This window comes from Ruegeria sp. CF5 (genome assembly GCF_056537325.1).
On the sequence record NZ_JBQFRI010000003.1, the window covers coordinates 51,255 to 73,840 of the forward strand.

General features: G+C 58.3%; 6 protein-coding genes and 3 pseudogenes. 7 read left to right on the forward strand and 2 right to left on the reverse strand.

Going from position 1 to position 22,586, the window contains the following annotated elements; translation table 11 throughout:
- Positions 1 to 65: 65 nt before the first annotated feature.
- A pseudogene (locus ACR0NW_RS09740) lies at positions 66 to 434 on the forward strand (IS6 family transposase); the annotation flags it as partial.
- Positions 435 to 472: 38 nt separating this feature from the next.
- Here the strand turns inward: ACR0NW_RS09740 and ACR0NW_RS09745 are convergent.
- Positions 473 to 3,601, reverse strand: a complete 3,129-nt coding sequence (locus ACR0NW_RS09745) for a CHAT domain-containing protein (RefSeq protein ID WP_480791560.1) — start codon at positions 3,599 to 3,601, stop codon at positions 473 to 475.
- A gap of 260 nt (positions 3,602 to 3,861) precedes the next feature.
- Between ACR0NW_RS09745 and ACR0NW_RS09750 the strand changes: the two genes are divergently transcribed.
- The 6 genes and pseudogenes from ACR0NW_RS09750 to ACR0NW_RS09775 form a co-directional block, all read left to right on the forward strand.
- Complete coding sequence (locus ACR0NW_RS09750; protein WP_480791561.1) at positions 3,862 to 10,500, forward strand: CHAT domain-containing protein; 6,639 nt, start codon at positions 3,862 to 3,864, stop codon at positions 10,498 to 10,500.
- 18 nt (positions 10,501 to 10,518) lie between these two features.
- Positions 10,519 to 12,693: a caspase family protein gene (locus tag ACR0NW_RS09755; RefSeq protein ID WP_480791562.1), complete on the forward strand. Its 2,175-nt coding sequence runs from the start codon at positions 10,519 to 10,521 to the stop codon at positions 12,691 to 12,693.
- Between the two features lie 151 nt (positions 12,694 to 12,844).
- A complete protein-coding gene (locus ACR0NW_RS09760; RefSeq protein ID WP_480791563.1) occupies positions 12,845 to 14,575 on the forward strand; it encodes an alpha/beta hydrolase in 1,731 nt (576 codons plus the stop codon).
- Positions 14,572 to 16,593 carry a mechanosensitive ion channel family protein gene (locus tag ACR0NW_RS09765; RefSeq protein WP_480791564.1) on the forward strand — a complete coding sequence of 674 codons (2,022 nt, stop codon included), beginning with the start codon at positions 14,572 to 14,574 and terminating at the stop codon, positions 16,591 to 16,593. The genes ACR0NW_RS09760 and ACR0NW_RS09765 overlap by 4 nt, the downstream gene beginning before the upstream one ends.
- 91 nt (positions 16,594 to 16,684) lie before the next feature.
- Positions 16,685 to 20,764 carry a CHAT domain-containing protein gene (locus ACR0NW_RS09770; RefSeq protein ID WP_480791565.1) on the forward strand — a complete coding sequence of 1,360 codons (4,080 nt, stop codon included), beginning with the start codon at positions 16,685 to 16,687 and terminating at the stop codon, positions 20,762 to 20,764.
- A 140-nt stretch (positions 20,765 to 20,904) separates the two neighbouring features.
- Positions 20,905 to 21,067 (forward strand): annotated as a pseudogene (locus ACR0NW_RS09775) (transposase); the annotation flags it as partial.
- 750 nt (positions 21,068 to 21,817) lie between these two features.
- Here the strand turns inward: ACR0NW_RS09775 and ACR0NW_RS09780 are convergent.
- Positions 21,818 to 22,108 (reverse strand): annotated as a pseudogene (locus ACR0NW_RS09780) (DDE-type integrase/transposase/recombinase); the annotation flags it as partial.
- Positions 22,109 to 22,586 lie beyond the last annotated feature (478 nt).

Below are 22,586 nucleotides of genomic sequence, written 5' to 3' on the forward strand. Positions count from 1 at the left end.
GAAGGTTTTCGCTCCCAACTAGCCCAAAGCCAACTCATGATCTCTTTCAAAGGCGCACAATATCCCAAGGATGTGACCGCTCCTGGCGGATGGACGAAACTAAGATCAAGGTGAAAGGTGCGTGGGTCTATTTCTACCGAGCGGTCGACAAACACGGTAAGACATTGGATTCCATACTTTCAGGGCGTCGGAACAAATCTGCTGCTACGAAGTTCTTCGCTCGAATGCTTGAATGCAACGGCCTTCCACGAAAGATCGTCATCGACAAGAGCGGTGCTAGCACAACTGGCATCAAAGCCATCAACAAGATGCTAAATGGCTTTGGCTGCCCGATCCCGATCGAGATGGTCAGGCGGAAGTATCTGAGTAATATCGTGGAACAGGACCATCGCTTCATCAAGAGACGCACTCGACCAATGCTAGGCTTCAATTCCCTCTAACTTTGGCGCTGCTGACGCGCCGCGAGAAGTAACTACCCTCCAACAACAACAAACGGCGCCCAGATGCCGGGATGTGCCCATTCCGCCTGCGGAGGCTTGTCTATCATATTCAGCATCGACGCGCGGAGCGCCTCGGCCGCGCCGATCTTTGATGTCTCGGGCATCGTTTGTCCGGCGGCATCCGCTCGCAATGCATGAAACATCCCGGTCGTAAGTTCGACGGTAGCGTCGCTTTGAACGGCCCAATGTGAAACAACCAGTTGACGCGCCCCAGCGTAGAAGAAGGCGCGCGCCAGACCGGACAGGCCCTCTGCGCCTTCACCTCCTGCGCCCTGCGCTGTGTTACAGGCGGACAGCAAAACCAGCTCGGCATTCAATTGCAGCTGAGCAATTTCGCTAACCGTCAGCAAACCATCCCCCGTTCCGAAAACAGACGAGACCGCGGCCTGCGCCGGAGTGAGCGCCAATGCCGGTTCGGACAAACCTTGCACCTCGCCCCCCATCAAACCATGTGTGGCAAAGGCAACCACGGATACGCTTTCCAAGCTCGGATCAGACAAGGCGGCTTCGTGCGCGCCGTCGCCCAGATGCAGCGTTCCTGAATTACCTGCCACAATGTCATTGAGCCTGCGCAATTCGTCTTCGGTCTCGGGCAATTGGCTCAGGCGCAACCACTCCTTATCGTAGCGAAACACAGGATCTCCTACACCGACAAATGTGCCTTGTTCCGGACGCTCGAGCCTTGGATTGCGCAGCGCACGCATGGTTGCGGGGATCGGAATTGTCACGAATGTATAGTCACGGACGGCCCAACTCGCTTGTTGAAACCGATCAAACCCACGCGCATCTTGGTTTGGCTGATCGGTCACCAGGGCTGCGAAGGGCATGGATTGCAGCGGTCCATCCGCCGCAATGATCAGCGTTTCCTCCGCAGGAAGATGGGCGGCAATCGGGCCAAGTGCGTGAACATAAAGTTCATGCGCCAAGGTCAGGTCGAACCATGTAAAATCATTTTCCTCAGCCGGTTCCAGACTGAATGAGCCACGCACCGGGCCTCTCAGTGGTCCTTGCGGATCCAGCGCCTGTCGCAGCTTGCCCACGATATCGGCCACCCACTGTCCTTTCACCGGTGCGCGGTGCCAGATCACCTGTTCGGTCGAAAGGGCAAAGATATGCAAACCGACATTGGTCTGCATATATGTGATCAGCGTTTCACCATCCTTCAGCAAAGCGCGCGCTTCGGGCAATGTCAGAGGGCTGAGACCAATGTGGTTGCGGTACTCGGGAAAATCCCGATCCAGCGCCGTTTCAATCTGGTTCATTTCTGCGTCGACCTCTGCAAGCCGCGCAAAACGATCCTGTTCCGGTTCAGAGCTTCCCTCCAGAATGCTCAAACGCTTTTCGATCAGCCTGTCGCGCTCTCTCAAAACCTGGGCCAGCGCGTCCGATCCCGCGACTTGACGCGATGTCATCTGTGCAATGGCGCGGGCGGCGCTGCTCTGCCTGGCCAATTGGATCTGCCGAAACACATCCCCCAGTTCCTTTGCATATAAGCCACTGCCCGCGTTTGAGGGATAGCCGCTACCCTCACGTCTTTCCCACGGAAAGACATAAGTGCCGCTCTGGTTGAACCCGTCCAGCACATTGGGCGCGTCCGCGGGACCCATAACCCCACGGTCAACGATCTTGTCAAACGCGGCATCCACGGCCTGTTCCATAATAACGGCAAAGCGTTCGATCTGCCGCGATTGCATCGCTTGGGCGCGGGCGGGGATCTGTGTCAGAAAGAACTCGGCCATCTCTGCTGCGTGCCGCGAAAACGCCGAAAGCGTATCCAGGTCGTTTATGAGCTCACCGGAATCGGACATGCCCAGCCGGCCCAGCCCTGCCTGTGCGAGAACCTGTTCCTGCACGGTCCCGGCGGTGCCGGTCAGCCATATATTCTTGAAAATGGCCCGCGCCTCACTGTCCTGCCCCAGATGTTCGTGAATATGCGCAGCTTGCAGCCTGAGATCGCGGATCAGGCGCTGGCCAAATGCATCCGATATGAACAGGTCCGTATTGGACGCCAATTGCGATATTTCGTCGACCAACACTTTGCCCGCCGCAGCGGTCTCAGCCGATTGCGCATCCTGATCCAGCAAGGCGTCAGTAATCGCATCGGTCATTATCTTGATGATCTCGACGCTGCTCAACAGATCCTCGTGAACCCGCCGCGTCTCGCTTTGTGCAAGACTGTCGAGCTGGGCGCGAGCAGCGGCAAACCGTTCCGTTGAGGTTGTGTCTTCACCGAGAATGACGATCGTGCGCATCACCGGAGCACGCGATGGATGCAGCGTGTCCAGCGCCAAAGCTGCCTTGGCCGCCGTTACTGCGCCCTGCCGCTCTCCGTTATTCCATTCCAGAACGGCCAGGCGTGCGAGGGCGATGCTCTGGATATCTGACGGTGCCTGCGAGGCAAGCTCCTGAAACAGCGACCGCGCCTCGAAACCAAGACCCTGACTGACAAGGGCGCGCGCCAGATCATATTGCAGCCGATAGGCCGGTGCGTTTGTCACCGCCTCAAAACGTTGCAGCGCCGCGCGCATCGGCTCGATATACGCCTTTTCAGATATCACGGTCGTTGCGCGGGTCCTTGCGCTGGCCGTCAGATATTCGAGACCCGCAATCACATCTGGCGGATACCGCCCCGGTTGCGACTCGTTAAAGAGCTTGCCTAATTCAGCAGCCTGAGAATACCCGCCCGATGCCAGACCATAGAAGCCAAGACGCTCATGTGCCCAGCCCATGATCCTGTTGAACTCAGGATAGCGGGAAACAAGCGCCGGGTCTTGCTGCGACAACCCCATCTGAGCGGCTTGCAAGGCCGCCGGAGCGTCTTCATTTCGGACATGCGCTTCGGCCAGGTAATAAATAAGTGTCGCGCGTTCATCAGGCGAAGAAAAACCGGCGGCGTCATAGGCCTCGATGGCACGTTCCATGGTCTGCGCGGCCTGCTCGTAACTCGCATCCTTAAATGCGCTCAGGAACTCCTGATAGAGCGTATTGAAATCTTCGCTTTGGCTACGGGCGGGTGAACACCAGACAGAGAGGCAGGAAAACGCCATCACCAACGGAATGGCCATTTTCCAAAGCGTTTGGGTATCCCATGAAACACGCATGCCGATCTCTCATATGCAAAGCCACCGCGTTCACTATGCAATTGAGAACCGCATGCGCCAATCTAATTTGGTTTCGACCACCAATGCGCTCTAGCCTTGTGCTGTTATCGCAGCCCAGGGCGATTTGTCGTGCGGTGAAACCCAATGATCCATTATTTATCGGTCTCGCCGCATTTCTGCAAAAATCTCACATTAGGACTGACCCGAGTAAGAAAAACAATAGTGGATTCAATAAGAAAAATGGGCGAACTATCCTGAATATGAAAAAGTTTGTTTTTTTGATCGTATCCGCGCTTGGTCTTGCTACAAATGCGTCTCTTGTTCTCGGACAATCCGAAGTCACCTATTCAGGGGCTCGCCTCGCACCTCTGGCTGAGCCACTTGAACGGGCACAGGATCTCTATGCCGATGCCCAGTACCGGGGATGGGTCTCGCAATTCCGTGCAGGTGAATTCGAAGGCATCCTGCGCGAGACCCAAGCCGAACTGACCAAACCCAACCCGAACCCTCTGGCCGCCTATGTCTGGGCCGCAACACATTGGCGATTGCAGGGGCTGGATTCGTCGAAAATTTCAGGAACCGAACCGCCGCTGACACAGGCGCAGATCTGGGCGAGCGAATTGGTCGCTGCGCAGCGTACCTGGGATGAGAGCCGGTTGATTGCATTGACGGATGAATTGCTGGCGTCGGAGGATGTTCCATACGTCACAACATTGGCAACAGCTTACGCCAATTGCCCGCGTGAGCGCGCAGATGCTTGCTGGAGATTGGGTCGCAAGCTGCTGATGGCCTATCCGAACAGCTTTGATGCAGGGCGACTGGCCGGGCGTGGTGGATGGTCGATCCCGGGCGATCCAGCGCTGAAAGATGTCATTTTGGGCGATCCCGATCTGGCGGACAGCCCGGCCGGTGCTTATGCGCATTGGTTGCTATCCGTCAGGTCACGCAGCGATCATGAGGATGCGATTTCATATACGATGTGGGCTCAGGCAATTCCCGACGCTGTGGGCCTCAACTTGCGACGAGGCGCAACCGCGCGATCTATGGGCAATCTGGATGTCGCGCGCGATTTTGTTGAGGTCGCCGCCAGCATCGACCCATTTTCACCTGAACCGATCGCCGACCTTGCACGCACTTTGATTGCGCAATGGGAATTTGACGACGCGCGCCGCGTGATCGAAGAATGGGTGGCGCTGGCCGAACCTGAAAACAGGCGCGCGCAACAGGCGGCACGACTATATGCGCAGGCGCTGCTGGATCAGGGCGAGAAAGGCCGCGCAGATCATGAAACCTCCGTCGCTGTAGCCGCCTTTCTCAATGACCCGATTGTCTCGTGGCAACGCGGCGAGGCGCTGACCAAGATCAAGAAAGACACTGAGGCCGCACCTTTCTTTGCCCAAGCCTTCGCAGCCCGGCCCGCGCATCTTGAGATCGCTCTTGGCGCGGCCCGCAACCAATTGGCACTCGATAAACCGCAGGCCGTACTGGATATCATTGCGGCGCATAAAGCAGCCGGCGGACCCAGCGATGCACAGCTGATGGACCAGGCCCGGCGCAGCGCCCATGCACTTGAGGATTTCAGCTTGGTCCTGCGGCTTTATGACGAGGCACGGGAAGAATTTCCGGCGATTCACTGGGTGATTGGAAATTTTGCATGGAATTTCAACGCATCCGGCGCCCGGGATCTGGCATGGAGCGCTGTGCGTGAACGGGTCGAAGCCGGACATACCAGCAGCTGGATACTGGCGCGTGCGGTTGATTACGCCGAAGCCCCCGGGCAGGCTCGTGAGCTCCTGCAGCAGGCCACAACACAGACTCCGACTTGCGAAAACTGCTGGAAAACGCTGGCGGATATGCGAGACACCAACGCGATTGCGATCTGGCATGAAGCGATCAAAGCCAATCCGGGCTGGGCTTTTCCCTGGATCGGCATGGCGCGTGTAAAACTCGCGGATCAGGCAAATTGGAACGCAGCTGAGCAAACCCTGACCGAAGCCCGCAACGCGCTTGAAACCGCTGATGCGCCGGAATGGCAGATCGCTGCCCTAATCACCAAAGGAACCGAATTGGCTGCCGACGCGGTCGAAGATGAGGCGCTGCCGGATCGCGCCGATGCGCTGGCCTTTGGCCTGTCCTCCCTGACGCAGATGGACCCACAGAACGTAGGCGCCAAGACCTATTTCGACCTGTCCTTTCGCCTGCATCGTTTCGAAGGGCCTTCAAAAGCACTGGAACGCGCGACCTATGAAATGGTGCGTCTGGATGGAGATACATTCCGCCGCTACAGCGTGCTTTTCCGTGACTCCACGGTTGCAGAAAGCATTCCGCATATCACCAAGTTCCGTCTGCTCGACCGCATGATCGACCGCGTGCCACATTATGGAGACTGGGTGCGAGAAGTCGGCCGCTATCATACCCTTTGGGGCGGATCTGCAATGGCCGCGCTGAACCTGTTCGAGCAGGCCAGCATCGTCGACCCCGAGCTGCCGGTACAAACACAGATCGATGAGGCCAATGCCAAACTGGGAACGCATAAGGCGTTTTACCGCGACCGCTATGACACCGGTCTGAGCATGGCAAAATCACAACGCTACCAGTTGTGGATTGAAGACGCGCGTGAAAAAGCACGCTCGGAAAGCCGCCGGATCAAACGGCTCGATCTCGATCAGGGATGTATCTTGTGGGTTGGCCCTGACGGGATCGAGGAAGAACGCTGCGATGACCTTGTGAGCGGGCAGATGATCTATTTCCGGTATGGCGCTATGGAAGTGCATATGGACCGGGATGCGCACAGCAATCTGATTGGTGTGCGCTATGGCGACGGGCGGTTCTTTACCCTCGACTACAGCGTCCCAAAGGACTGGTTCGATGTGGGAGAGATCATCGGCATTCGCAACTCCGAAGGGGATGAGCTGCGGATGGAACATGACCCGTCAACCGGCTTGGTCACCCGGATTGAGGTTGTGGGTGTCGGCCATATGACGGTCAGCTATGACGCAGACGGAGAGATTGACCGCACCCGCAGCTATGATGCTCAGAGCGGTGAGGAATCGGCTGAGACTGCGCTGCGCGTCACACAGATCATGCAAAGCCTCATGAGCCGTGTGAACCAGATGAAGAACCTGTCGGCGCAATCCCTGTCGCAATGGGACCGATACCCCGAGGATGCGGCGCTGACCGCGCTACGCGAAGATTTCGAGAACAACGAAGAACCGTATGTCGAGGATTTTGTTGTCCTTGCCGCAGCGCTTGTAGCCCGGGTCAGAGACCGTTTTGGCTATGCTGATGAGGCCAATGACCTGCTCAGAAACTCGATTCTGGCCGTTCAGGACTGGGATAGGACGGGTGAGGTGAAACTGGTCGAATATTACGCGGCTGCCGAAGCGATGATCCTCTGGCATGCGTTGCAAATGCAGGTGCGGCCTGGAGGCATTCCGCTGGAGGAACTGGCAGAATGGCAAAGCTGGGTGGACTGGCTGACGAACCTGCCCCGGCACCCAGAACTGGACAGTCAGATCGCGCGTCTGAACGCGGCGCTGGCCCAGTCCCCTTTGCGGGCCTTGTCTGAAGACAGCTGGCTGGCGCAGACAGATCTGGGCAATCCGGGCTTCTGGCAAACGCTCCGTACCAATGTGATCGTGCCCGCCGTCTTTGCCAATCGCACAACCCTGCGTGACCTGACCTTGTGGAACGACAGGCCGGTAGTGGTCTCGGACAAGGGGCTGGGCCTGTTTCAGGGGGGACACTGGCAATGGTTCACCGTTGATCCCGACACCTATCAGCTTTCATCGGTGCGGGATCTGGCCGAGGTAGACAGCGCCTCGGATCTGTCTGCGGTCATGACGGTGGGCGAAACACTTTGGCTTGCAGGCCGGCAGGGCGTGATTGTCGCCGAAGGCCCGGAAGCGACGCGCCATGAGCCGACCGGCGCTCTGGGCAGCGCAACGCTGGCGCAGGGCGGTGGGGTCGCCCAGGGCCATGTGGCCGCCGGGGGGCCTGACGGTCTTTTCCTGATCGACGCCAATGATCCGATGAACACACAGAAGATTTCGGACCAGCCTGTCAGCGCCCTGCACCCCTTTCCCGGAGGCTGGATCGTCATGGGCGAAAAGGGCAGCTGGTTCCAGCCATTGGAGGGTACGCGGGTCGACCTTTCGGATGAACAGCTGACCGACAGTTATTATGACGCAGATCAGGACCGCCTTTATGCCTTGCGCGGTCGCGAGCTGATCTGGACCAATGCCGCCTCGGTTTCCTCCGGGACGGCCAGTTGGCGATTACTGCCGGGGCAGGAGGCGATTGTCGCCACGGATGATCCTTATGGTTTGATGGCGCTGGATGTTCCCGGACGGGGTCCTGCTTTGGGGGTCATGACCGATCAAGGGATTTCTCTGTTCCAGAACGGGGTGCTTGACCATCTGATCCTGCCGGGTGGCGACCGGCGTCCGGCCGCTCTGGCAACCGATGTGGTTGGCGACACGCTGGCGGTACTGACCCCGCGGGGCCTGCAGATGCATCTGCGCGATCAGGCCGTGCTGTTGAGCGAGGACCGGGTCTATGACCTGATCAGCGATCCGCAGATCGGCGTGACCTATGCGGCGTTTGGCGACCGGATCGAAGCATTCGATCATGAGAACCCAGACGGGATCAACAGCCGTTTTGTAGATATCCCCGCCCGGCATCTGGCCTTGGCCCCCAACGGTGATCTGATCACCCATTCCGACAATCAGGTCCTGCGTTATACCCGTGGCACCACGCGGCGCGAGCTTTTGTTCGAGGCCATCCCGATTGATGGCACAGGCAACGGGATGATCGATGATATTCACGTCGCACAGGACAACACGATCTGGGTCACAGTCAGTGGCAGCCTGTTCCGCTGGAAAGATGGAGAAGTCGCCGAATTTTCCACCTATGCCGACACACCTGCCCCTTTCAACACGGGCTGGCTGTCGACTGTCTTTGAAAGCCCCGAAGGTGAGGTGATGGTTGTCGCATCGAACGAAGGCCATATCACCCATGACGGTAAAAAGCTGCATGGCGGTTTGTTTCGCCTACGTGATGGTGCATTCGAGAAGGTCCCCGATGACGACGTTTCGGGCAGTTGGTTTGTGACGGCCAGCACCGATCTGGGCGATGGGTCATCGATTCTGGCAACCTCGGGCGGGTTCGCCCGGATGAAGGGGGGGCAGATTGAAGAATTTGATGTCAGAGAAGAGGCCTCGTATATGGCCGCGCGCGCGGTCCAGCCTGCGCTTTATTCCGGCACACGCGGGGCGCAGCTGGGCGAAGATCTGTATTTGTTCGGCGCGGTTGGCGGGCTGGTGGCGCTGCATCAGGGCACATGGTTCGTGCCGGATCGCATTAACCAGATGCTGCCGGGTCGGGATTTTGCCGATTACGGCAGCCGGGCGATCCATGCGGTTGAAAGCGACACGCGCGGCCGCATCTATGTAGGCACCGACTGGGGATTGACGCTGTTTGATCCGCGCGGTGCGGGCCCCGAGCGGTTCCTGATCACCGAACAGCGCGGGGATTTCGCCTTCAGCGCGCTGGAACAAAGCAAGATGCGGGATGTGAATGACATTCTGCTCGAAGCGCTGCCCGAAGGCAGCGAGGCGGGGCGTCTTGCCAAACAGTTCCGCGCCGCCCGCGCCCAATTGGCCGAGCTTGAGGCCCGTCTGGATGCGGATCTGGCCAAGGGCGGCAGTGACAAGAAGCTGGATCAACAGGTGACCCGCCTGCGCCAGCGCGACATTGCGCTGCTGTCGCGGATCGAGCAGGCCAACCCGGCCCTGTTCAACATGCTGGCGCTGAATCCGCTGGATTTGCAGGGTCTTGCCAAAGACCTGCCCGAGACAATGGTGATCGCGCAATTTTTGCCGACGGATGAGCGCCTCTACATAAATCTTGTGGGACCTGATCTGTCCCATGTGGTCGAGGTCGAGCTGTCATCGGCCGATCTTGACGACCGCGTGCGCACCGCCGTGTCCCTGCTGCGCGCACAAAGCCAAAGCGCCCTGCGCGGCGGTTTTGTGATGGATGAGGACCAGCCGACTGAACCAGAGTCGGCACAAACGCAGGAACAGCTGACCGCGATACTGGCCGGGCTCTATCGCGATCTGCTGGCCCCGATTGAAAACCTTGTACCCGAAGGGGCGACATTGGTGATTTCCCCTACCGGGGCATTAAACTACCTGCCTTTCGGGGCATTGGTGCGCGACACAACCGGCGCGCGGCCCAGCTATGCGGTCGAACGGTTTGATTTGGCCGTCGCACCGACCCTCTATTTTCTGCAACAGATGTTGGACAAACCTCCATCCATCGGGCTGAGCCATGTGGTCTATGGCGATCCCGACGGCACCCTTCCCGGCGCGCGCGAAGAGGCACAGCAGGTTGCCGATATGCTGGCGCCCGACTTTGTTGAATTGCGCATCGGGGATGAGGCCACCTATGACACCCTGCTGGCCACAGCCCCTGACGCCCGATTCCTGCATCTGGCCATGCATGGCAAGCTGGACCCAAAAACGCCTGGCAACAGCTATCTGCTGCTGGCGGACAACCACCAGATGACCCTGCCCGAGATCATGACCCTGCCTCTGGCCGAGGCCGAGCTGGTGTTTCTTTCGGCCTGCGAAACCGCGATGGGGCCTGACGGCGTTGAGATCCGCACGCTGGCCCATGCGTTTGCCCATGCAGGAGTGCCCAGCGTTCTTGCCACGCTCTGGGCTGTGAACGACACAGCCATGCAGGCGCTGGCGACGGATGTCTATGATGCAATGTCTATTGGTCACACACGGGCCGAGGCCCTGAGACTAGCGCAACTGGCCGCGTTGGAACGCGGCGGTGGTTTTGCGCAACCCGGCCATTGGTCGGGCCTGATCCTACTGGGTCAACCCTAAGCGAAATGAGGGACGAAGATGTTGAAACGAACGATCTGGATGGGCGTGGCTGCACTTGGCCTCATGGTGGGGGGGATGGCGCAGGCCTCATCCTTTGCGCTGCTGGTTGGTGTCTCGGACTATACCGACGGGATCGGGATCACGGATCTGAATGGCCCAAGGAATGATGTGTCACTGCTGAGTCTGGCCCTGTCGACCCGTGCGGATTTTGATGTTGCGGTTCTGGCCGACGGCATCGACGGTGCCGCGCGCCCCACGCGGACTGCCATTCTGGGTGCGCTGGATGATCTGGCCCGGCGCGTCGCTCCGGGCGATTTTGTTTACATTCACCTGTCGGGCCACGGCACTCAACAGCCCGATGATGATGGTGACGAAACCGACGGTCTGGACGAGGTTTTTCTGCCCGCCGATACCGGTCGCGCCGTATCGGGCAGCCGCGAAATCCCCAATGCAATCCGCGACGAGGAACTGGGCGCAAGGGTGGCGGCCCTGCGCGCGCGCGGGGCGGATGTGTGGTTTGTCCTCGACAGTTGCCATTCCGGTTCTGGCCTGCGCTCCAGCGCCCCGGACATGGCAACGCGTTTTGTCGATCCTGCGCTTTTGGGAATAGATGTCCAGACCAGCGCGCCTGCGGATCCGAATGCTGCACCTATGGACGGACCGGGCGATGATGATCTGCCGGGCCGGTATCTGGCGTTTTACGCGGCACAATCCTCAGAACTGGCGCGCGAGATCGAGATCGATCCCAATGCCGCTTCTGGCAATGGCTGGTACGGCCTATTTTCCTCGCGTCTTGCCGCACGGTTGACGCAGGAGAACACAGGCACCTATCGGCAGTTGTTTCAGGCTGTGCTTAGCGACATGAACAGCGCCGACATTCCCGGCGCGGCCCGCCTGCAAACCCCTTTGTGGGAAGGAAACCTGATCGACGCGACGGTTCTGGGAGGATCGGGAACGATTGGGTTGCGGCAATACGCGGTGGCTGGTGATCAGATGTCAGCGGGCCTGCTGCATGGGATTGGGCAAGGCGCGCTGGTCTCACTGGTTGCGGACGCCACTGACGGGCCCGAGGAGCAGTTGGGCATGGCGCAGGTGATTTCGGCCACAGCACAATCGGCAAGGCTGGCGCCGGTGGACGATAGCTGCGTGGCGCAGGCCGAAACTCTGTGCGCGGTCTCTGGCGTTCTGCCGGATCAGGCCCGGTTTGCCCGTGTACGGGTCCGGCCCATCGACCTGACATTGCGGCTTGGCACCCCGGTTGAACTGCAGACCGGGCAGGAACTGGCAATGGACCACCCGCTCTACACTGCGCTTGTTGCGGCCGTGGCCAACGCAAATGAGGGGGATACCGCCCGGATCGAACTGACACCGACGGGCTCGGATATCTCCGTTGGTCTTTATGACGGTGCCCTGTGGTTCGGACCCAAAGTGGCCGAAGGCGACAGCCCGGTTGGTCTGGCCTGGCACCCCGACGAGGCGGAACTTGAACCTCTGCTCGTTCGCATATTCAAAGCGGAACGTGTGGCGCGGATGCTGGACAGCGTGGGGTCAGGCGGTTCGATTCTGTTTGGAAACCCGGTCGCGGTCAACATCAAGATGAACGACACGGACATGCAGAACCGCCCGCGTGACGCCAACACCCTGTCGGCCTTGCAGGACGAATGCAAAGCCGCGCTGACGTCGGCCCGGCCTCGCCAGATGCCGCGGGTTGAGGTTCTGAACCAATGCGATCAGCTGAGTATCGAGGCGCAAGGCACGTTTCAGGGCCCCGCCCGCGACGTGAACCGCGTCTATATCGACAGCCAGTTTTGCGTTGAAACCGCCTATGCTCGGGTCGAGGGGGTTACTATCCCGGCGAAGGTGGGGCGCGCACTGACGATCTGCGCCGATTGCCCCTCAGGCGACGGGATCGCGCAGAAGGCCGGGCATGAACGGCTGTTCATGGTCGTGACCGAGGCGCGCGAAAATGCCGAGGCTCTGGATCTGCGCGGTGTGCTCGATACCTGTGGCCCCGAAATTCGAACGCGATCGAGAAGTTCGGCGGCATCCTTTCTGGAAGAAATGGGCAAGCGTACCGGGCTGCGCGGAAATTTGGGTGAGGTCGGAGTAGCCAATCTATGGGTTGAACGGTTCGACTGGCAGATACTGCCGCGCCGCGAAGCGCTGGCGCGCGAAGGTTTGCCCCATGACTGATAGCGCGCATGAAGGTCACGAAGCCGCCACAGCAGGCACGGCCATGGCTGAAATCTGTTTCGTTTCGGTTATTTCTATGTTGGGACCGTCATTTGCGATATACGGATCTGGGCGCCTATTGCCCATGAAAGTTGAAGCCCCGAGGTAAGACATGTTTCGGATTGTTCTCCCCGCACTTCTGGCCGGTTTTTTCGCAACATCAAGCCTGGCCCAGCAGACCACCGCCCCCTTTGATCCCATCACGTTCGAGCTGTCTTATTCTGCCGCCGAAACCGCTCAGGAGCGGCAGGCATTGCTGCAACAGGCGATTACGCAGGCCAGTGGGGCGAACCCTCCGGATTTGCGGGTGGTTTTTGATCTCAATACCCTGTTGCTGGACGAGATCGAGCAATCCGGTGAAAGCGCTCAGGCAGCTCAGATTGCAGCGCAGCTTGCGCAATTTGCCGCCGGACAGGGTGCTTCGCTGGGGCTGGATCCCAGCGCGATGATCTTGCGCGCCCTGCGTCTGGCGGAACAAGCCGGGGATTACGCGCTGGTGCGGCGCATGTTCGAGTTCGAATATGCCTATCTGCAACAGGGCGGGCAGGCCGGGGATGATCTGGCGCGTGTATGGGATCGGGCGGCTGAAGTGGCCAGTCGCATGGGTCAGGACGATGAGGTGCTGCGCTGGCAACAGGCCGCTTCCGAATTGCGGGGCGCTCCCGCCGTTGCAAGTACCCGCAAAGCCGGGGATGCGGGGGGGTTCCGCGAGGTGCAGGTGTTTTACGCCACCGACCGGGCACAGACCGGCAGCGACGCGCCTGCCGAGTTCTATGGCGACGGTCGGGGTGAGCTGGAATACGGGACGCTGACGGTCTCGATCCCCAATACACATGTGCCCGGCGCGATCGAGGCCCCCTCGATCTGGCGATTGGAATTCACCGAAAACCCTGCGCGGCATGTTGTGCTACAACGCATTACGCCGCTGCCACAATCCGTGTTCTTCGGTGAAATGCAGGCCGAGATGGCCACGCGAAACCGGAAAGAAGCGTTTGTGTTTATCCACGGTTTTAACGTACGCTTTGACGCTGCTGCAAAACGGGCGGCGCAGCTGGCCCATGACATGCATTACCGCGGCGTCCCGGTGTTGTATTCCTGGCCCTCGGCCGGACGCACCATGAGCTACGTGGCCGACACAGCCGTGGTGCGGCTGAGCGGTCGGCGACTGGCCAGATTTCTTGAGGAACTGCGCGCGCAATCCGGGGCTGATGTGATCCACATCGTTGCTCATTCCATGGGCAACCGGGCGCTGACCGACGCGCTTGAGCTGATGGCCGAACGCCGGTCCGATCAAGAGCTGCAGGAGCCATTGTTCGGTCAGGTCTTTTTTGCAGCGCCCGATGTAGATGCGGGCCTGTTTGCCGAAATGACACGCACCATTCGCCCGTTGGCACAGCGCTTGACGCTTTATACCTCAAGTCAGGACTGGGCGCTGGTCACGTCGCGCAAGCTGCATGGCAACATGCCCCGGGCGGGACAGGGTGAGGACACGGGCGCCCCTTCGGCGCATCTGGATACTGTTGATATGTCTGATTTGGGCGAGGATATGCTGGCGCATAGCTATTTTGCCAATGACAGCTCGGCACTGGTGGACATCATGGCCCTGATCTGGCGGAACAGTGCGCCCGACCGTCGCTGTGGTCTGCAGCGCTCTGCGTCCGAAGCGTGGGTTTATAAGCAAGGGGTCTGCAACGTGGGCAAGATCATGGGCCTGATTGCAACGGCATGGCAAGACCCCGAGGTTGATCTTGACCAGATCCGCGCCCTCATTTCCAAAACCACCACGGACCCGGCCGAAGCGGCTGCTTTGGAAGAACAGTTCGTGGCGATTATCACCGAATGAGCCGGACCGCACCCTCGATAATTCGCAGATCGGCCCGCCTCGGGCCGGTTGCCGCGCTGACCGGTCTGTTTAGTGCGGATGCGGTGCAGGCGGCGGATGAGAGTCTACTATCGCTTGATATCAGCGCAGGTGTTGAGAGTGTTCTGATTGCAGGACAAGCGCTGGAACAGGTGATGGCGCAGTTGCCGCTGTTGCCAAAGCAATTGGGGGAATTTCTGGCAGGGCTGGCACAATACGGGTTCCAGCCTTTTGCGGCCCTTGGCTGGATCCTGCTCTGCACGGGTCTTGCCGCAGTCGCCGAAATACTGATCCGACGGATGTTCGAACGGTTCAGACCAGTTCAGACCACGGATCGCGGCCTGTGGTGGGCTGCCCTGGTTGAAGGAACGGCACTGACGGCCTTTGGTCTTGTTCTGTACCTGCCATTGCTGGTCCTTCTGCGCGCGGATCCTGTGTCTCTGGCGATTATGGTCGCTGCGTTCCCGCCAATCCTGATTATACGGGCAGCTGAAGCGGTTTTGCGCCGACATTTCACCTCACCCAATGGCAAGGGTCGCCAGGAGGTCATCGGTGCCGCGGAAATCCGGGGGCTCTACCTGTCGTTCCTGCTGGTTGCCGGGTTTGCCGCCTGCATCTTTGTGACGACCGAGCTTTTTGCCCAAGGCGGACTGGATCAGATTACGTTGCTCAGCTTTACCTTTGTCGGCCGGGCTTGTGTCACCGTTGCGCTGGTGGTGGCGCTGTTTTTGAACAAGCAGGCGATCGGGGCGCTGCTAAGCTATTGGCCCGACGGGTCGGTGCGCTCAGAGGGGTGGCAACGGTTTGGGAGCAAATGGCACCTGTTGGCGATCACCTACATCGCGCTGTCCTTTCTGGCCACAAGCCTGCTGCTGCTGACCGGATTCACGCAGGCCAACGCAGCGGCCCTGTACAGTTTTCTGGTGATTCTGCTGGCCTTGGCGCTGGCCCTTTGGCTTGAGGATGCGGTGCGCAGCATCGACCCCGGGGCCCCGCCCTCATTGTTGCAGGACCTTGCCCGCCGTGCCGGGATGCCCACAATCGCCGGAGCAGCACTTTTCGGACTGCTTTGGATATGGTCGCCCATCTGGCTGGATGTGCTCATGCTGGACATCAACTCAACGATCCGTGGTGCACTGTTGCAGGTGGGCATGACAGCCCTGTTGACCTTCCTGATGTGGCAGGTGGTCAATGCCGTGTCGCAGCATTTCGGGGCCCAAGCCGACAGTGCCACACCCATGACCGAAACGACCGCCGGGTCGCGCTTTGGAACCATCGTACCCCTGTTCAAGATTATGCTGTTGCTGGGGCTCGTATTCGTTTCAGCCATCAGCATTCTGTCAGCGCTTGGCGTGGATGTGATGCCGTTGTTTGCCGGGGCGGGGATCGTTGGGCTCGCCATTGGTCTGGGCAGCCAGACTTTGGTGCGTGATGTGGTTTCCGGCTTGTTTTTTCTGATCGATGATGCGTTTCGGATTGGCGAATATGTCGATCTGGGAACAGCCAAAGGAACGGTTGAAAAGGTCTCGATCCGGTCAATGCGGTTGCGGCATCATCTGGGTACGGTCCACACCATCCCCTATGGTGAGATCAAGACGATCGCCAACATGTCCCGCGACTGGGTCGTTGTGAGGGTCGAATTCCGCGTCCCCTTCGACGTTGATACCGAGATCTTGCGCAAGAAGATCAAGGTGCTGGGTCAGGAACTGAGCGCAGATCCCGAGCTGGGACCGAAGTTCCTGCAACCGCTTAAAAGCAATGGGGTCATCGGCATCGAAGAAGGTGTGATGATCGTGCGGTGCAAATTCACCGCCCGCCCCGGAGATCAATGGACCCTGCGCCGCCGCGTCTATGAAGAACTACGGGTATTGTTCGAGCGCGAGGGGATCGTTGTCGCGGCGCGTCAGGTGCATGTGCGTGCAACCGAGGACATCTCGGCCGATCGCAACCGGTCTTCCCTTGGGGCCGAAGCCGCGCTGGACAAGATTTCGGATGGGTAGAGAGCACAGGAGAGGCAAAAAGCGGTCAACAACAATCGCGCGCCACCTAACTCGACGTCCCGGTCCAATTTGTGCCGTTGCGATAGCGCTTATGCTTTGGATCGGCGGCCCGCAAACTGTGTGGGCGCAAGATTTCCAGCAGGGGTATGACGCCTTCCTCGCCGAAGAATATGAAACTGCCATGCAAACGTTGATGCCGCTTGCCGAGAATGGGAATGCGCGGGCTCAGGCTGTAGTCGGGTTTATGTTTCTGAACGGGTTTGGTGTTCCCGCAGATGACGCGATTGCCGCGCGCTGGTATCTGAGCTCAGCGGCAAAAGGCGATGCGCGGGCCCAGTATATTCTGGCCCTTCTCTATATGGATGGCAGGGGCGTGCCGCAAAACAACTCCGAAGCGCTGCGATATCTTCAGCTGGCTGCTGCGCAAGAGCACAGCACGGCGCAATATGACTTGAGCGGTATGTACCGCCGGGGCGACGGCATTGAGAAAGACATCGCCAAGGCAGATCATTGGCTGCAACGCGCCGCAGAGGGCGGACATATCGATGCACAGTTCGACCTTGGCGTATCACTCTATTTCGCGGAAGGTCCGCAACGGGATGTACCAGGCGCCCTGACCTTGTGGCACAGGGCCGCTGAAGAGGGGCACAGTGTAGCGCAGTTCAATCTGGCCGAGATCTATCGCATTGGCAGCGAAGTGCCAGAGGATCTGCCCCGCGCGGTCTCATTCTACGAAACCTCTGCCGCGCAAGGCTATGTGCTGTCCCAGCAGATGTTGGGCAAGCTTTTCAAATACGGGTACGGCGTGGCTGAGGATGCCGCGCAGGCCGCCCGATGGTTTCGACTGGCAGCGGAGCAAGGCGATCAAGAGGCGCAGTTCGAGCTGGGCTACCTCTATGCGCAGGGTAACGGGGTGCCGCAATCCTGGCCCGAGGCGGTACAATGGTATCTGCTGGCGGCGGAACAGGGACATGAAATTGCCCAGCTGAACCTTGGAAGTATTTTCAGAGATGGAAAAGAGGGCGTTGCTGCAGACCCTCCGGCTGCGTTCGAGTGGTTTCGCCGGGCTGCCGAACAGGGCAACGCAAATGCACAAATGCGACTAGCGTTGGCCCACCGGTTTGGTGTTGGTGCGCCAAAGAATCTGACGCTTGCGGCCGAGTGGTATCACAAGGCGGCAGCGCAAGATGAGAAACTTGCGCAACATGCGCTTGGGAGTATGTACCAGCGTGGGGATGGCGTGGTACAGGATCCGGTCCAGGCTGCAAAATGGTATCGGTTGGCGGCGGATCAGGGGTATTCATCTGCCCAGTATGATCTTGGATTCATGATCTATCACGGGCGCGGTGTACCGGTGAATTACTCCGAAGCCGCGCGGCTCTATCGGCTGGCGGCGGAACAGGGTCATGCCAAGGCGCAATCAATACTCGGGTTCCTGCATGAAATCGGGCGCGGTGTCCGGCAGGACGCGGCAGAATCCGCCAAATGGTATGATCTGGCCAAGGAACAGGGTGTGACCTACACGCCCGAGCGTGCTTTGGCGATCCGGCAGTTCGAGCTGTCGCAGCGTGAATTCGAACACGGGATTGCAAGCCGCGAAGTTCTGGAGCCGCTCTATGACATCGGTGAGATTTATTTTCGTGATTTTCTGTTCATAACCGAAGCGCGGGACATCTTTAAGCACGGTTATGAGATCGCCGAGGCCACGCTTGGCCCGCATCATGAGACAACCATTGACTTTCTGGGAGGGTATTCGGCGCGTGAGATCAATCTAGGCCGGTATGACATCGCGCTCGATCTGACGCGCGACCTTCTTACGCGGATGCAGAACACGTTCGGACCCACAGACAAACGAACGTTGCAGGCCATGGGGAATCTTGCCTCGATCCTCGAAAACACGGGCCGTACCGATGAGGCCAACCAGATCATGCAAGAAGGTATGACGCTGGCCTTTGCGATCTATGGTCCGGATTCCGATATTGTCACCTCAAAATTGTTTTCCCAATCCATGAGCTTGGGTAAAGGGACACAATCAGAAAATTCCTTCGCCATGCTGCGCGACTATGCGGAACAGTCTGAACGTGACTATGGGCGCGCAAGCCTGCGGACATTGGACATAAGGGAACGAATTGCAGTCGCGCTAGCGGAGTATGGCCGTCACATCGAAGCCGCTGAGGTTTGGGCCGACATTGTCGAAGGGCAAGAAGAACGCCTGTTGCTAACCGCTGTGCTGGACAGTGCCGCGCGCGGTGCTGCTCTTCAAGACGCGAAACGGTCCGGGCGGGCCTTGGTGACGCAGGCGTGGGCGGCAGGGCTGATGCCGCAAGGCAATGCCGGTCCGATACGGTTCAGGGAGGCCGATTACGACGCCTCAGAGCTTGGGGATATGCTGGCCGTGGACGCGTTCTATGCTGCGCAGCTTGGTGAGACAGGGGCCGCAGAAGCGGTGGCGCGCGCCATGACGCGGCTTACCCTGCGCGATGCTGGTTTGCAGAGAATATTCGCGTCTTACGAGATGGCTCAAGCGGAGGTCATTAGCTTCGGCAACGACATCTCAGCTATAGTTGCACAGCCCACCGCGCGTGATGCTGAAACCGACGCGCGTATTCTGCACTTGCAGGAAAAACGGGCCAAGGCCATCGAACAGGTCAGAGACATCGGCGCCGAGCTTGAGGGCGGCTTTCCCCGTGTGTTCGAGATCATGGCGCCCAGGCCTGTTTCGATTGCCGACGTGATGGGCACGGCCGGATCACCGCCTTTGCTGGGACCAAACGAGGCGCTCATCCTGTTGACGCCGCCCCAAGGCGATGCCCCCGGTATCGTCTGGGCCGTCAGCCGGGAACGTTTTGCCTGGGCAGAAATGACCCGAAGCGAACAGGATCTGAAAGCAGACATTAAGTACCTACATGCCCTTCTGGATCCTTCGGCGTCCTCGGGCAATCTGGCGCTTGCTGCCGGCAATCGCGGCACATTCAGCCTGACCAATGAACCTACTAAGGCGCGTTTACGGGTTTTTGATCGCAGCTTTGCCCATCAGCTTTATGAAACGCTATTGGGGGATCCGAGCATTCAGGGCGTCATCGCGGAAAAATCAGAATGGATCCTTGCGCCGCAGGGCATGTTGCTCAGCCTACCGTTTTCCACCCTCGTTATGGACGTCCCCAATGGCGGTGCTAGGGGTGACGCTGATCCTGACATCCTGCGCGCAACCAAATGGTTGGGCACCAATCGCGCCCTGTCGGTAGTCCCTGCCGTTTCGTCATTGCGGGCGCTGCGCGCTTCGGGCCTATCAGTTGACGGCACTCGGCAGAACCCGTTTTTCGGGTTGGGCGATCCTGTCTTTTCCCATGCAACAAACCCGCCACCTGCCAGCCCTATCGAGATTGCACAGGCCTATATGCGCTCAGGCGTAGCGGATGCGCACCGCATTGGTGAGCTTCCACAATTGCCGGGAACGCGTCTTGAAATCGAACGCCTCGCGGCCGCTTTCAATGCACCAGAAAGTGCGGTGCTATTGGGGCAAGACGCCTCGGAAACAGCGCTTGCACAGGCGCAGGCCACCGGTTTGCTGCCCTCCTCTCGGGTCATTGTCCTTGCGACCCATGGGCTGATGGCGGGTGCGTTTGACACGCTGGGCGAGCCCGCACTTGCCATGACTCCACCCTATTGCGGGCCAGACGTTCTGAATGCGCAATTCGAGCGCGGAGGCGCGCAGACAAACGTCTGCGCACCATCGCTAACCATCGCAGAACTGCAGGCCGCCGCCGCAGACGGCGCATGGATCGATGATGGGTTGCTCACGGCGTCAGAAGTGACCCAACTTGATCTCAATGCGGATTGGGTCATTCTGTCGGCTTGCGATACCGCTGCCGGAGAAGATCAGAGCCCAGATGCAGAGGGCCTGTCCGGTCTGGCAAGATCGTTCTTCTTTGCCGGAGCGCGTTCATTGCTTGTATCCCATTGGCCGGTCCGGGACGATGTGGCCGCTACGTTGACCCCAGATGCTGTTGCACACGCACTGGACGGCCGCATGTCAAGAGCAGAGGCCGTGCGGCGGGCGATGGTTGCGGTGATGAACGATACTAGTCTTGATGCAACCAGCCGTTCATTTGCGCATCCTGCGGCCTGGGCGCCATTTCAGGTTACTGGCGTAAATGCAAATGGTGCCTAACTTGTCTTGGGAATATAGAAACTTCCAAAGTTGAAGAAATGTTCAGCCTGTTTTGGGTGCATGCTAGTTGCTTGCTTACATGGGCAGTAGAGCTATGCATGTAGTTGCAGTTTCCTAGTTTCCCCTGTCGAAAGTAAGGCAAGACACCGGTCCAATACGACAAGCGCAGATACAAGCGGCGAAACCGCATCGAGATCATGCTCGGCTGGTTCAAGGATTGGAGGCGCGTGGCGACATGCTATTGACCGCTGTCCCAAAGTCTTCGTAACGGCCATAGCCCTCGCACCAACCGTCGTCCATTGATTATGAATCCTGATTCAAAGGTCTCTCCGTTCGCCCGGACATTGGCGACTGAAATTGCTGAAGACGGGTCAGACAATCTCAGGGGTTGACGGCCGGGATCAATTTTTTTATTCGATAATTCTGTAAAGGAATTAGTATGTTTAACATGGCTCACAATTCACCAAGTTTGAGTTCGTTCGCTATAAGCGGTCGAAAGCTTTCATGTACGTGGTGATCTGAAGCCACATAGAGACGTTTTTGACCCGGAAGCAAATGCTCACCGGGTTTTTTCTTGCCTGATTATGACCTTGAAAGGTGAAACGAGAAAGAGTTCCACGTCGCTTTCAAGTTGGACGGACCTGAAATCAAATTAGGACAACCTCCTTCTATTATTCAAAGCATAGGGGAAACGACCGAACTGAAAGTGAAACGTTTGAGTTGAGCTGGTCTAAGGCCGGCTGCTCCAACAAAGAGAGTGAACCAACAAGGTGTTGGCGCAGACTGCTAATCTGTCGGGGCTTTTGAAGCTTGCGGGTCGGGACCGCCGCTCTCTGCCATTTTCCACTTGGCTCGCATTGTAGGAGTGCAATTATAGCGACAAATTATTGTTCTCACCGAGTACTATTTCACAAAATAGGCCTGCCCATATATGGGGTTTTGCCGCAAAGTTTGGCACTGTTCAAAGCTAGCGCTCTGAGGAGGTGTCATTTATCCAGCAAGCTCTACAAATTGTCGGTATCCGCTTGTTAAATATCCGAGCTGACTTTTGTAGATCATGTTGGCGAAGAACTTCTTTGCAGCCTTCGTGTTGCGCTTCGCAGAAATCATAAATTCAAGGGTTAGACCGTCGCGATCTTCGGCACGATACAGGTGCAGTCATTCGCCACGGATTTCGATATACGTCTCATCCATGCGCCAAGATTCAGCGTTGCATGATCAACTGTCACACACGCTCCGCCATGATCTCTTCCAAGTCGCGGTATTAAACGCCGAAGCGACGTAGAAATATGCTGCGAACAGGATCACCGATTGTGGGTAGTGCGCACCTTTGAAGTCGATCAATGGGCATTCCAAAACATTGTCCTAAAACAACCACCCATTGGATCATTCCACCCGGAGGTACATTGGGACGATAAAGTTTGCGACAGAGTCCCATCAGTTCATCAAACGGGGCATCCGGTATGTGCGGGTTTATAACTTTCGGATCTGCATCGGTTACCTTAGACGGTGTCGAAGTCGCGATTTGATCCTATACCTGCACCTCAGATGTTGCATTTGTGCAATTGGCGTTAAGAAACCATATAGGTGTGAACTTTGTCACATCAATCTCCTTAAACTTGCGCATAACCTGCTTGAAATTGTGATGGGGTTTTTTCGAGTTGTTGACTTCCGTTCTTCGGAAGCCCGGCTTGTGTCCATCAGTTGTGACCAAACCAGGTGCGGAGTTAGCGAGTGACAAAAAAATCAATACTGCTTTTGTCGACGGCTTTTTTTGCTTTTTTTTCAACGTCATTGCTCGCAGCCCCCACTTCAACATCGA

Excerpts from the sequence above, each read along its gene's own strand:
- ACR0NW_RS09765 (WP_480791564.1), top strand. The coding sequence starts at position 14,572 with ATGAGCCGGACCGCACCCTCGATAATTCGCAGATCGGCCCGCCTCGGG.
- ACR0NW_RS09755 (WP_480791562.1), top strand. The coding sequence starts at position 10,519 with ATGTTGAAACGAACGATCTGGATGGGCGTGGCTGCACTTGGCCTCATG.
- ACR0NW_RS09745 (WP_480791560.1), bottom strand. The coding sequence starts at position 3,601 with ATGCGTGTTTCATGGGATACCCAAACGCTTTGGAAAATGGCCATTCCG.
- ACR0NW_RS09760 (WP_480791563.1), top strand. The coding sequence starts at position 12,845 with ATGTTTCGGATTGTTCTCCCCGCACTTCTGGCCGGTTTTTTCGCAACA.
- ACR0NW_RS09750 (WP_480791561.1), top strand. The coding sequence starts at position 3,862 with ATGAAAAAGTTTGTTTTTTTGATCGTATCCGCGCTTGGTCTTGCTACA.
- ACR0NW_RS09770 (WP_480791565.1), top strand. The coding sequence starts at position 16,685 with ATGCTTTGGATCGGCGGCCCGCAAACTGTGTGGGCGCAAGATTTCCAG.